This is a genomic window from Colwellia sp. BRX8-9, assembly GCF_014077245.1.
Classification (GTDB): domain Bacteria; phylum Pseudomonadota; class Gammaproteobacteria; order Enterobacterales; family Alteromonadaceae; genus Colwellia_A.
The window spans coordinates 66,509-80,424 of record NZ_JACGVN010000022.1 but is presented as its reverse complement, the minus strand read 5'-3'; the positions used below and the strand labels follow the sequence as shown (position 1 = coordinate 80,424).

Below are 13,916 nucleotides of genomic sequence, written 5' to 3'. Positions count from 1 at the left end.
AACGGGACAGTACCTCTAGCGTCGTCCAGTTGTTAGCTTTTTCACTATCAACATGAAGGACTAAATGTAAGTGATTATTCATGACAGCGTGAGCACAAATATCAATAGCAAACACCTGAGATAATTTAAAAATGCGCTGTTCAATCCAATGACGCCTGTGCTCATAACTGACACCGGTTTCTTTATCAACACCACATAAAAAGGCTTTTCGAACGGTTTGACTGCAAATATGATAATACGGTGTATCAGATAAACTAATTTGTTGTGAACGAGGCTTAGGCATAACAATCACCACACTTAATAGGGGGTAAATTAAGTGTAGTTTATTGTTGGAAAATTGAACGGTTTATTATGGGTGGCTTAATGGGGGATATTTCTGTGTGACTAAATAATACCTTATAAAGCTATGTAAATATTTTTCGCAGTTTAGCTTTAACAGAGCGCCAATGAGTTAAAGGTAAATCTGGAGCTTTGGACAAGAGGTGTTGGTAGTCATCATCGCTAAGTTGAACCTCACCGCCATGCGCAAGCAAAATGGATTTAGGTTGAAGATTATGTAATTTAGTCAGTGAGCTTTTATAGCGATTGGGATAAAAAACGGGAAAAGGCGGAATAAATCGTCCTTTTACTTCCACCATTAGATCAGCTACATAAATAAGTTGACTTGGTTGGTGTAACAAAGAGATATCTCTATCGGTATGCCCTTGAGTATAAATGACTTGCCATTCAGCAAAACCGGGTAAAACCTCACCATCATTTATTTTTATGTCGGGCTTTAATTTGGAGGAGTACCAAAGGTTTTTTGCTGGTTTATTTTTACGTTTCGCAACCCAGCGAGTTAATGCCATATCGGTCAAGTGCATTAATAATCCGTCTACACCTGTGTACCAATGCCCAGAAACATTAGCAATGGCAATTTTACAACCAGTTTTTTTTCTCAATACATGAGCTGCTCCAGCATGATCTGGATGCATATGTGTGACGACTATGAGTTTAAGGTCCGAAAATGGACGTTGTAATTCTTCTGTTATAAAAGTCTGAATGGTTTCGACATCTGCACGGCAGCAACCATCGAGTAACAATAATTTTTCAGAATATTCTACTAGGTAAATAGATTGAATATAGCCTTCAATTTGGTGCAATTTCATTTTATAAAGATCATTAGTTTTTTGTTGTTTACTTATAACAAGCTTGATCCATAAATTCAAACGCTCGTTTTAATCTTTATTTAATGCCACGGCACAAATACAGTCATCCCAGAGCAACATAGTGACGCCGGCAATGGTGGCATTTTGCCAGTCAGGTTATTCGATTAATTGGTAATATTTATAGTCAAACAATGCGTCTTTTTATCTGTGGGGAAAGTCCGCTGTCGTATCAGATAAGACAGTTTTGGTACTGATTGAGGGTGTTAGGAAAGCTCTTTTTTGGCAACTACTGCCCTTAGAGTTATATTTTAGAAGTTAGCTATTTCAGCGTTTGATTAAATTTTTTGAAAGGTATATTCGGTGCTTAAACGTAATAATTTCAGTTTCCAACGTTATTCAACTTCTACAATTAGTTAAGGAAAACGGTGATTGCTATCGTTAATGGTGTCAGTAATGCACAACTAACATTGTAAGCAAGGTATATAGGGTGTTGACCAATGTTTTCTTTAAATTTTATTGCACCATATAAAGCGACAAAGGCCAATGCCAGTGGAATAAACGCCATTGCACTCATTGTGGGTAATAGCTTTTGGCTAATAAAAAAGCCAAGTAATAACGTTGAGCACACCGAAAAGATGAAAAAAATGCTATTGCTTGCTTTTATGCCAAAGGCAATAGGAAAATGATTTCGACCGATACTTTTATCAGCATCAATATCAGGATATTGGTTTAAAAGTAATAAGTTGTTAATAAGAAAAAAAGGGATCAAACCTATTAGCCAAGGTGTTGTTGAAAAATGGCCAGATAAAATAACTTGGCTGCCTGCCACCATCAGTAAACCAAAACAAAGTCCGGGGGCAACTAAACAGGTAATGGGCCATTTATTAATCCACTTTGTGTAACTAATAATAATGGCTAATCCAAGTAATCCCATCGGCACTAAGGCAATTACTGCTACGCCATAAAGGGTGACGAAATAAACACCAATCAGAAAGGTTAAAAGGGTTGTGACAATCGCGGCTCTTTTTACCCCGGGAAGTAACTCTGGATGCTGAGATAATAAACCGCTACCACCGCTAAAGGGGGTTCTAATTGTTTTCAGATCTAATCCGCTGACGTAGTCTTGATATTCATTAATGGTATTAACCGCAATGTGCGCAGAGATCGCCCCTAAAAAGGCAATGGCTAATACGGCATAATCAACCGCACTTTGTTCCATATAACTAATACTAGCACCCAGAAAAACACAAATAGGGGCTAATATTAAGAAAGGTAGGCGAAATGAAGGAATAATAGCGGTTAGTGTCATGTTCATTTATTATCCTTTATCTAGATAGTAAAATATTCGCGAAAAGTCTTTTATGTTCAAAGTTATTGGCGTTGAAGGCGTTATCAAGCCTTCAACGTGTTACTAAACCAAATTAACGTAACTAATAAGACTTAATAACGACAGGCATTAATTTTTAGATGGTTGGTAATAAGCACTCTTCGTAGTCATCGTTTATCCGTTAGGTATAACAAGTGAGTCATCTTGCGAATACAAATGTAAATAACAGCCTTTGCCTGCTAGAGTTAACCGGTAGGTAATTTCAGCTCTTTCTAAAAATCCTTGTTCAACAAGCCCGTTATCAATTAAAAAATCGAACATTGTATTCGACAGTTCACCCATTTTTGCTTTTGCACTTATTTCCATTTTAGTCGCAACACCTTTAATAGAGTTAATGGCGTAAAGTGCACGAATAATTGCCGCTTCTTTATCACCTATGCTTGGCATGGGTCCTTGGTAAGGGGGAAATTGTTTGGTGGGATATTTTCCATAAACACTTTTATAAGAGGCTTGCATCGCTTGAATATCATCGTCTTTATTATTGGTCAGTTTAAAGATGTGAAAAACACCTGTTTCTTTACTGAGGTAATCGACTTTGGCTAAAAAAATAGGTAATCCACATCCTTGAGCAACATGGTAAAAGCCTGTTTTCCATTTTGCTACTCCACCTCTTGTACCTTCTGGAGTAAATAAGAAAAATACTCGTTTACCTTTTTGTGTTTCAATAAATTGCTTGATTTGTTCAACTTGTCCTAAGCCTGTAGATGAACGATCAATAGGCATAGCGCCAAGGTACATCAACCAACGACCTAAAAGAGGTATGCGGCACATACTGTCTTTAATAGAAAAATATATTTTCACATCTTGCAATATCGCAGCACCAAGCGCATAAACAAAATCCCAATTCGATGTGTGCGGTGCCGCAATAGTAATACCAGCACCTTCGGGAGTGGCTGTGCATAATTTCCAGCCCGAAATTTTAAACCAAAAACTAAAAACGAATTTTAAAATGTATTTACTAAAAATACCGTCAAAGATTGTTTTTTCACGGATACGAAGATTTTTTCTGGCCATAGTCATATAGTATTTAATGAGTAGTTAATGTTTAATAATAGCATATTATACAGTTTATTTGACGCGATAGATCAATATATGAGGCGGTAGTTTTATTCATCAAAATACCGCTAAAATACTGTTTTAGGTTACAGTAAAAGATAGTATTTCCTTGTGTTCACCGTATGTTCAAAAGAAAACTTATCGTAAATAAATTGTTATTAAGTCGACGTGTTGTTTACGATGAGTATAACGAGCAGATAGTGCGACAAGTTATAAGGGCTAAACCGCACAAAAAATAAAATAGATAAACCGATAAACATCCAAGTTGATAATTTCAATTTTTACTTCTTCTAAAGTCATCTGATCGCGTTCATTGACTAATATTGGAGTAGCCACACTTGCTACAACATCAGCCACATTTATTAGGTCATATTTAAATTTTGACTCAAGGCTCACTACATTTAAATTTTATTGTTGATATACACTGAGAGGGTTGCTCTAGGCGGGATTTTTTTAAGGCGAGAAGTAGGGCTAGTAAGACTTTACTTTATGATTAAGTAAATAAAATCATTACTAGCCGCTAACGATAGCGCACTATTGCTCTTTGATAAAAACACTGGTGGTTAGTGCTGGAACAAAAAAGCTGTTTTCATCGCTACTACTCTCTTTAACAACACTATCAACGCCCTGTTGTTGAATAGGGTGCAATTGATATTGTGCTGCCTCTTTAAAAGGGATTGTTTTAGCGGTGGTGCTAGTATTAAAAATAACAACGAGCGCTGATATCTCAGCATCTACTTGCTGATATTTTTCGGCATCATCGATGCTCATCACAATTAAGCCAATTTGTTGTGCTTTACCGGTATTGTGAAATTTTACACGCTCTATTATTTGTTCACTGTTGGTAAGACGAAAAAGGGGGGTACTCATGCGCAGACTAATAAACTCTTTAAACACTTCTGCACTAAACTCGATGTCAGTTGGGCTAACAATATCTCGCCCTTCATTTTTTGCTAGAACTTTTTTAATCAGTGGCCAGTTTGCTTGGTCTTTATCTGCTGGCGGTAAACCAACATTATAATTATTGCTTTGCTTGGTAAAATCGACTTTATTAAACCAATCACCATAGTCGTAACTGTCGCGTAAAAATGACTTCGAACGTAAAAACTCTGATCCCATATGTAAGAATGGAATGCCCTGTGCGAATATAGCAAAGGACAGTGATTGTAAGTGAATACGTACGCGATCTTTTGTTGAGGTATTAAAAGGTAAGCGGTATTGATTATTGTCCCATAATGTTTGGTTATCGTGCTTAGATACATAGTTAATGGTATCGGCAGGGTCTAGTGCATAACCGGTTGGTTGGTCACCATAAGGAATTTCTTTACCGGTAACGTGTTTATCTTGAGCATTTTTAAGAGGGAAGTTAGCTAAATTAGCGGCTAAACCAATACGTAATTGATCTGCGGCGAGTAGATAAGCTTTTCTTGATTCGACTCGATCCACTAATTCATTAGGCATAGTGCTTAAACCACTGCCGATACCTTGGCTTTTACGAATATCATCGCCACTGGCGCTAAAGGCTCCACCGCGAACTGCATCGCGTAAACGGTCGGTAAAGGTACCGATTTCTGTGCCAGCCAATGCTAATTGGCTAGCTTGCGTAAAGCGCTGATTATTCGCTACCTCACCAAAATTCCAACCTTCGCCATAAAAGTAGGTGTCTTTATCAACCGCTTGTACTGCTTTTTTGGCTTTAAGCATCGCTGATTTGGGTTGGTGTGCCATAAGGTCGAAGCGAAAGCCGTCAATTTTGTAGTCTCTTGCCCAAACAACTAATGAGTCTGTCATTAACTTTTCCATCATGACATTTTCTGTGGCAGTGTTATCACAACAGGTTGATTGTGCGATTTTTCCGCTGATAGGGTCAAGACGATGATAATAATTAGGGACAATTTTATCAAGCACAGCCGTTGGCGCTAGCCCTGCTTGATGAGTATGGTTATAAACGACATCCATGATGACGCGAAAGCCTAGATTATGAATACTTTGTACCATTTGACGAAATTCAATAATACGTGCTGAGCCTTCAGGGTTTTGAGCGTAACTGCCCTCTGGAACAGTATAATGGAAAGGATCGTAACCCCAATTGTAATTATCAATTTCTCTAAGAGAACTGACTATCGCTTGGCGCTCCTGTGTTGCAGAGGGAAGTGTTTCTAAATATTCTTGTATCGTCATTGCTTGGTCTTCGAGCCGACAAAGCTTATGTTCGGGCACGAGTTGGCAAAGTTTGCTAATAGGATTATTTAGATCAATAACTTGTGTGTCATTTTCGTTAGCGGTACCAATATCAAAGGTGGGCAGTAGATGAATATTGTTAATACCTGCTTTTTGTAGATCCTTAAAGTGTTTAATGCCAGCGCTATTTTTTTCGCTGAAAGCGGCGTACTTTCCACGAACAGCAGGTGATGAAAGTTGCGGATCGTGGGCACTAAAATCACGAATGTGGGTTTCATAAAAAATATTATCTTCAGGGTTCTTAATTAAAACATCTTGCTGTAATTCCCAGCCATTAGGTTTGTTTTTTGAGTCGTCTAAATTGATAACATGTGAATATTCACTATTTGTTGAAAGGCTTAAGGAATAGGGATCTGTAGTGGTTAATATTTCAATTTTATCGCTAGCCGGGTGATATATTGTCAGCTGATATTGGTAGTAGACTTCTTGTTGAGTATTAATAACTGCACCAGACCAAATACCGGTATTGCTATCTTCTTTAAGTGGCACAACATGCGTCGCTTGCTTGTCTTTATTAAACGCTAATAAGGTTACCTGTTTTGCGGTCGGTGCCCACAGTGCAAACTCAATAGAATCTTTACTGAGAGTGGCCCCTAAATTATTTAGCTCATTAGCGTCGTTACTTTGTGAGGTAAATAAAAAATCCAATAATTGAGCTGTTTGTACCTGTGCTGTGTGTTTTGAATTTGTGCCCTTGCTTGCAGAACTGACATATATTTTATTTTTCAGTGTTTTTTTAATCTTATTAGTAGCCAGCTTTACCTCAAATACATTAAATGAACGTAAATGTTTGGGGATAAGCAGACGATTTATTTCTCCTGTGAAGGGCGTAAGTGTGATTTTTTCAATATGTCCGCCATCATCAAAAGTTAACGTATGTTGTTGATGTAAATTATCTTCAGGTAATAAAAGCAGTTCTGGGGTCAGCCAATGTGCAGAAAAGTCTTGGCTTACTAAAGGGGAAACTGCTGCTGACTTTACGCTCGTTTCTGTAAGCTGGGTTCTTGTTGGTATACTTTGATCATGCTGACATGAGCTTAGACATGTCGTGGTGATAATGATTAGGCTTAATTGTCGAAAACGAGCTAAAGAAATACGCATAAGGATAAATAACAAAGTAAATTAATGATGTTAATAAGTTACGCATTTATCAGCAATATAAACAGTTTATTCTAATTTTTACATACGTATTCAGCCAATCTGCTGACAAGTTATTTCCCCATAAAAAAGCGCCAAGAACATTCATCCTCAGCGCTTTCTATAGTGTTAGCCCAGCTTAAGTACTTAAGCTGTTCGATTAACTTACCTGATGACTATGGCTGACATTCTTGTATCGCTAAACGGCCAACATTATAGCCTTTACTTGGGTTTGCGCTGTCGAGTGTTAGTAAAAAGCTGTATGAGCCTGCCGCCAGTGTCGTATTGTTATTGGCGTCGCCAGCGTTATTATAAGCAACAGGGTAATTGATACCTAAGGCTAAATTCTCCCCTTCAATATCGTTACTATCGTTTTCTTGTACCCACAATTGTGTGGTCCAACTGCCGTCATCTGAAGCCAGTTTAAATTGCATTGCCCCGTCAAATTCAGCTACGGCTTGATACTGGTTATTGCCTTTGTAATGTAATCGAAACTCTTCAGTGGCATTCCACGCTGAATGATCGCCACGAACAAAGAGTTGGCCACTACCATTAATATCAAAAGGAATGTCGTCGCTTGAATCAACTAAAGCAGCACAATCTACTGTGGTGTTTTTGGTCACAATCGTTAAGCTTGGCGTCGATGTGCTGGCATTTAAGCTAAAGTTATAATTACCAGCAGTCGTGGTGGTTATTTCTATATTACCACTGTTATCGGCCGATGCTGTTATTGAGTTATCAGTGAAGGTGACATCACTAAAGGCGAGGTCTACCGCCGCCCAATCATCAGAACCCACTTTAAAAATATGCGTGCCAACCGCTAAGGTGAAATCAATCACATAGTCGCCGTTCCCTTGATAAGTAAACATATCGATTGCTGTTAAACCGTCGTCACCCCAATTATTCATTGACCCACGTAGGTAAATACTTGTCTCGCCATAAGGGGCGGGGTCAGGCGCATTTAAGGTCGCATCAGCTGCTAAACCAACGCCTTGTGCCATTGCTTGTGGTTTTACAAAGACTGCAGTAGTTAACGCAGGTACAGTGAAGGTGCCTTTTCCTGAAGCCTCAACAAATGATGCTGTTTGAACATTAGTATCGGCAGAGCTTTGTTGTACGCTGTGCAACTCAAAGCCGGTCGCAGTTAAAATACTTTGTGATTGCGCGGATGCAGTGCCGTTTATCACCACAACAAGTGCATCAATATTCTCATCAAGGTCAGTTAGACCGTTACCATCATCAATACTCATCATAATTAAGCCCTGAGTCTGTTCGCTACCGGTATTATGAAAACCTAAACGTGCACTAATATCAGCTTGCGTGGTTAACCTAAACAAAGGGCTTGAGGCGCGAATACTCAAAAACTCTTTAAATATATTTGATGAGAATTCAATATCACTGGCTTGTGGCGCTGTTTCGCTATTATTGATCAGTGCTGTCATTAACGACCATTTACTTTCATTGTCTTGCGCAAGTGGCAAGCCGACATTCCAGTTATTGGTACTCATAGTGAAATCAACTCTATTGAACCAGTCACCGGCATCATAAGTGTTTCGGTCCATTGATTTTGAGCGCAGTAAATCACCACCCAGTTGGAAAAACGGAATACCTTGACTGATTAACGGCAAAGTCCCAGCAATATTTTGTATGCGCACGCGATCATTAAGACTAACTTCGGTTTCAATGCCATATTGCAGTTGATCCCATAAGGTTTCATTATCATGTTTTGAGACATAGTTAATGATGTCGGCAGGGTCTTTTCCGTAAGAAGGTTTACTAAATGTACTACCCGCTTTGATGTTGTCATTCTTATCTTGTAGTTGATAATCTTTTTGGGTACCAGCAAGTCCTAAGCGAATAATGTCTTGGTCATTTAAACTACCAGTACTTTTAAATAAAGAGGCACTGCGAATAATGTCGCGAGGTCGATCGTTAAACGTACCGATTTGCGAACCCGTCATATTATTTTGATCCGCTTGTTGATAGCCTTTATCATCACGCGTCCAACCTTCACCGTAGAAATAGTTGTCGGTGTCTATTGCTTGTACAGCGGTGCGAGCACTTAAAATCGATGCTTTTGAATTATTACTCATAATGTCAAAACGAAAGCCATCAAACTTATAGGCTTGTGACCAAGTAAGTAATGAGTCTTGCATGAGTTTATGCATCATTTCATGTTCAGGCGCGGTATCTTGGCAACAAGTTGCTGTTTCAACATTACCTGAGGTTAAATCACGGCGGTGATAGTAACCGGGTACTACTTTATCAAGCACTGAGTTTTCCCATAAACCCGAAGAGTTAGTGTGGTTGTAAACAACATCTAAAACAACACGTAAGCCCATTTCGTGCAAAGCTTGGTTCATCGCACGCATTTCAGTTATGCGAGCGACACCGTCAGGATTTGATGAATAACTACCATCGGGCGTTGTGAAGTGTTCAGGATCATAACCCCAATTAAAGCTGTCTAAGCCTCGCAATGATTCGGCAAGCGCTTGTGCAGCTGTGCTGGTCGGGTCGTAACTGGCGAATACCTCGGCTAATGTATCACTAGCATTTTCAACACCACAAACAGGCGCGTCACTTTTCTTAGCACATAATTCGCTAACGGTATTATCAAGATTAATACGGTTAACGGCATCTTCATTTATGCTGGCAATATCGTTGGCGGGTAATAGTTGAAAGTGTGTTAAGCCTGCGTCAGCAAGAGATTTTAAATGTGTTACGGGTACAGAGGTTTCTTCGGTAAAGGCAAGGTAGTTACCTCGGTTTTCTACACGGGTGCTGGCGTCTAAAATACTAAAGTCACGTATGTGGCCTTCATATATAACACTGTCTTCAGGGTTAACAACTTCAGGAACGGTGTGACTGTCCCATCCGATGGGTTTTAAATCACTATCAGCTAAATTAACAAACTGAGAAAAATCGCCATTGGTTGATAAAGAAACCGAGTAAGGGTCTGTGGCTTCAATTGTTTCAATACGCTGATTTTGTTGATGATAAACAGTTAACTCATAGCGATAAAATAAGCGGTCTACTGTGTTTGGCGCGGTAAATGACCAAATACCTGTTGCTGCGTCAAGGGACATTGCATGGCTTGACTGTAAAGCTTTACTTGCGTTGTACACCTTAAGGGTAACTTGCTGTGCTGTCGGTGCCCAAAGTTTAGCGCTTATCTCGCTAGCACTGTAAAGAATACCTAAATCTGCTTCGTTAGCATCGTTATTTGCTGAGGTATATAAAGCGTCTAAGATACGGGGTGTTTGTAGGTAAGTTGCGGCGATAAGTGAATCGTCACTCGCATATGAAATTGCCAATAATTTACCGCTAAGCATTGATTTGGCTTTACTTACCGATGCTGATGTTGCGGTAAATGCCGCTAAATTTTTATAGCGAGGCATATTAAGTGAAATCGCAGGGTGTTCGCCACCAGCTGCGGGGAGGTACTCAAGGTAGTTATCTCCAGAAATACCGTTTTCACCATCAAAAGCTAAGTCGTCAGTGGTTGAACTATAAATGCGTACTTTAGCTACGTTGGTACCGGCGTTCCAAAAAACGGTATTTTCATTGGCCCAGTGCGCAGCAACATCGTTAATTAATATGCCTGTTGGAAGTAAGGTCGCCTGGGCATATACATCACTGATACCTGATAGTGTCCAAGTCATGCGATCGCCGCTTAAATCAGCTTGATGGTCGATGCCACCTAAGTCTTTATCATCACCTTTATGAACAATAAAGTTAGCACAATCGCCATAACCTGCTTTTAAATCGATAAGCCAGTAAGCGCCGTAATTTGGATCTAGCCCTGTTTGTGCTTGCCCCGTTGCCCAGTCAGTATCGGCGTTGGCATAAGCGTCACAAGTCTCGTTGTTCCATAAATGTATGATCCAATCGCTGTAAGTTGCGTCCGCACGGTTATAGAAAATGACTAATTCGTTATCACCTGCAGTAACTATTGGCGCTGGTAATCCCGCTGTAGCAATATCAAAGGTCAGGCTAGCAGTAGCACTAGCATTACTCGGGTCGGTAACAGTCAAGCTTGCCTGATAGTTTCCTGCGCCCGATGAGGTCACGGTTGTTGAAGTATTGTTTGCACAATCAGCGATGGTCACTGTTGTTAAGCCATTGCCTGGAGATAATTGACAAGATAATGCATCGCCGTCACTATCGGTAACAGACCATGAATAAACGATTTCCTTAGGTGATGACTCAATAATTTCATGGCTGAAATTCGTCATAGTTGGCGCATTATTCACCTTGTCAGGTATATTAACTTTATCACCACCATCACTGCCTCCACCGCCACAAGCACTTAATGCGGTGGTAACCGTTGCTATAAGGGCAACCTTTTTAAATTGAATTATTGTCATCTTATCACTCTTAGGTTTATGCAATATTTATCTGTTGCACATTTGAGCTACGCTAGATAAATATTATTTTTAATTATTCCTTCATACTAAAGAGTAGACTGGTTAATGAATAGCCATTACATACGTATTCAAGACAGATTAATGACCTTTTATTTACTGTTTAGCCACGTTTTGTTGACGATTGATAAGGGAATTATAGGCATAAAAAAACCGTGATAAATCACGGTTTTTACAATGAGATGCATTTACTACATCAATAGTAAATTTATTTGATTAGTTGGTTTTCTCAGTAATCGTTAACATAGGTCTTGATGGGTTAATTGCGTTCAATGTAAAGACATAAGTCGCTTCTTTAGTTACATCAAAAGTAATATCAGCACCGGGTAATGTTAAGGTTTTTGCTTCACCGGCGGTTAAGATATTATCATCAACAACACCGCCAACCGTAGAGTCTTCTTCCCAATCAGCAGAGGCAATTTTAAAATTATAGCTACGAACGGGTAATAACGTTTCTATTGTATAAATACCTGCAGCATAAGTTAGTATATAAGCCTCTTCGGTAGCCCATCCATTCATGTCGCCTTTAAGGTACATAGTACGTTCTTGGTAAGGGGCAGGCGCTTCGGTTACTGTTAATTTAGGCGCGGTAAAATCAGTCGCATCTAAAGTGAAGGTTAATATTTTATTTTCAGTCACTTCAATGGCAATATTATCTTCACCCGGTAAGGTTAATAATTTTTCTTCACCGATAACAACATCACCTTCGCCAGCAAAAGCACCCATAGTAGAATCGTTTTCCCAGCCATCTGACGCTATTTTAAAGCCATACTTTTTAGTGTTATCAATCAATGCATTTACCACGTAAGTGGTGTCGGTAAGTGCAAAGTCAAAGTTAGGTGTTGTTGACCAATCGTTCATGTCACCTTTTAAATACAAAGTGCGACCTGAATAAGGTACTGCATTCTCAATTGTTAATATTGGGGCACCTTTATTGGTAGCATCAAGTATAAATCGATAAGTACCCGCTGCAGCGGCAGTGAAATTAATGTTTTGAGCAACATCTTCACCAAAAACTAATGTGGTGGCAGTATCAAGTGGCACAACGGCACCTTCGGTAGCAATACCGAAATTAGTCGCATCAGTCCAATTAGCATCAGCCACTTTAAAGGCATAATCTTGCATTTCTAATGGATGTAAAGAGGTGTAGATATTTTCACCCTTATATACCATAGGAAGGGCATTAGCCCATTCGTTCATGTCGCCTTTAACATAAAGTACTTTGTCATAAGCAACTTCAATAACGGTTAACGTTGGTGCTTCAGTATCTGAAATATCTAAAATGAACTGGTAGTTACCGTTGTTAGGAATGGTAAGGCTAATGTTTTTACCTAGCTCTTCACTGGCAATCAATGTTTTACTTTCGCCAAGAACGACTGTTTCATCACCTTCACTTGCGCCAAAGGCATTGACAACATTCCAATCTGCATCAGCAACTTTGAAATTATAAGCTGTCGCTGAGCCCGTAACGGCTAGTGCCATCGTGTAGACACCTTCAGAGTAAACAAATTTATTGCTGTCGTCTGTGGTTTCCCAGTCAATGAGGCCGCGTAAATAAAGTTCAGCTGCGCCATCAACAATAGTTGGCACTGCATCTGGGTCGGTTACACACTCGTCACCCGCTTCATTAGCTATAAGTGGCGCTTCACACTCTAAAGGTGCCGGTGTTGAGCCACCAGGAACAACTAAAGAGGCAAACGTTCTTGGGAACGGAAAGATAGTGGTTTCTTTTTCTAATAAGAATAATTCACCGGTATTAACTGTGCTTATATCAACAAGAATATCATCTTCACCTGAAAATTTAACTGAACCAATAGCATCGTAAACAATAAAGTTAATACAATTAGGTGGATCGATAGTATTCATTACCCAATAGGCGCCAAAATTATCATCAATACCTGTCCATGCTAATGAAGAGCCCCAAGGTGTGGTCCCTTCAGGACGATCAAAATCTGCATAGGAGTTACAGTCAGCGTTATTCCAAGCGTGCAAACCGGCAAGGTTATAATCTATCGCGCTGCCATCAGTTGGTGTTTCAAATTGAAAGTAAATAACTAATTCGTTTGCCGCTGGTGTGTAAGCTGGTACGGGCATAGTGATACCGTTAGAGCCATCAATCCATGCCTCTTGGCTCATTTCACAAAGTTGAGTGTCAGGGTTGGCAACTTCAGGGTAATTACAGGGGGTAATTACTAATTCACATGCATTACCTGTTTCGTTAATTGTTTCTGGTGACTTACACCAAAGAGGGGATTCAGTAACAGCATTACTTTCATCACTTCCTCCACAGCCTGCTAATACACTAACCAATACGGCTAACGTAGCAAACGATAATTGTTTCATATAACCAGTCATAAATGACATCTCCACTTAAATGTTGATAAGGTGCTAAGCCGTTATTTATATAGCAAACTTAGTACGTTGTTTTTATTTTAATAATTGTTATTGCTTTATATTGTTACTGTCACGTAATCAAAAAACGGTCTTAATCATCCATTAAAAAGTAGCTTCAGGTTATGTTGA

At 39.4% G+C, this 13,916-nt stretch carries 6 protein-coding genes and 1 pseudogene; all 7 read right to left on the bottom strand.

The window, feature by feature from the left end; translation table 11 throughout:
• A pseudogene (locus H4J70_RS16490) lies at positions 1 to 283 on the bottom strand (transposase); the annotation flags it as partial.
• Positions 284 to 404: 121 nt separating this feature from the next.
• Positions 405 to 1,148: an MBL fold metallo-hydrolase gene (locus H4J70_RS16485; RefSeq protein ID WP_182214123.1), complete on the bottom strand. Its 744-nt coding sequence runs from the start codon at positions 1,146 to 1,148 to the stop codon at positions 405 to 407.
• A 409-nt stretch (positions 1,149 to 1,557) separates the two neighbouring features.
• On the bottom strand, positions 1,558 to 2,463 hold the full coding sequence (locus H4J70_RS16480; protein ID WP_220465955.1) for a prenyltransferase: 906 nt from the start codon (positions 2,461 to 2,463) through the stop codon (positions 1,558 to 1,560).
• A gap of 186 nt (positions 2,464 to 2,649) precedes the next feature.
• Positions 2,650 to 3,549, bottom strand: coding sequence for a 1-acyl-sn-glycerol-3-phosphate acyltransferase (locus H4J70_RS16475; RefSeq protein WP_182242875.1), 900 nt, complete (start codon positions 3,547 to 3,549; stop codon positions 2,650 to 2,652).
• A 576-nt stretch (positions 3,550 to 4,125) separates the two neighbouring features.
• Complete coding sequence (gene pulA, locus H4J70_RS16470; protein ID WP_182251484.1) at positions 4,126 to 6,933, bottom strand: pullulanase-type alpha-1,6-glucosidase; 2,808 nt, start codon at positions 6,931 to 6,933, stop codon at positions 4,126 to 4,128.
• 212 nt (positions 6,934 to 7,145) lie between these two features.
• Positions 7,146 to 11,336, bottom strand: a complete 4,191-nt coding sequence (locus tag H4J70_RS16465) for an alpha-1,6-glucosidase domain-containing protein (protein WP_182251483.1) — start codon at positions 11,334 to 11,336, stop codon at positions 7,146 to 7,148.
• Between the two features lie 273 nt (positions 11,337 to 11,609).
• Entirely contained in the window at positions 11,610 to 13,748 is a 2,139-nt protein-coding gene (locus H4J70_RS16460; protein ID WP_182251482.1) for a pullulanase-associated domain-containing protein, read from the bottom strand.
• Positions 13,749 to 13,916: the final 168 nt, after the last annotated feature.

Bases quoted from the DNA above. Each gene is read 5' to 3' on its own strand.
- pulA (WP_182251484.1), bottom strand. From the start codon at position 6,933: ATGCGTATTTCTTTAGCTCGTTTTCGACAATTAAGCCTAATCATTATC.
- H4J70_RS16475 (WP_182242875.1), bottom strand. From the start codon at position 3,549: ATGGCCAGAAAAAATCTTCGTATCCGTGAAAAAACAATCTTTGACGGT.
- H4J70_RS16460 (WP_182251482.1), bottom strand. From the start codon at position 13,748: ATGACTGGTTATATGAAACAATTATCGTTTGCTACGTTAGCCGTATTG.
- H4J70_RS16485 (WP_182214123.1), bottom strand. From the start codon at position 1,148: ATGAAATTGCACCAAATTGAAGGCTATATTCAATCTATTTACCTAGTA.
- H4J70_RS16480 (WP_220465955.1), bottom strand. From the start codon at position 2,463: ATGAACATGACACTAACCGCTATTATTCCTTCATTTCGCCTACCTTTC.
- H4J70_RS16465 (WP_182251483.1), bottom strand. From the start codon at position 11,336: ATGACAATAATTCAATTTAAAAAGGTTGCCCTTATAGCAACGGTTACC.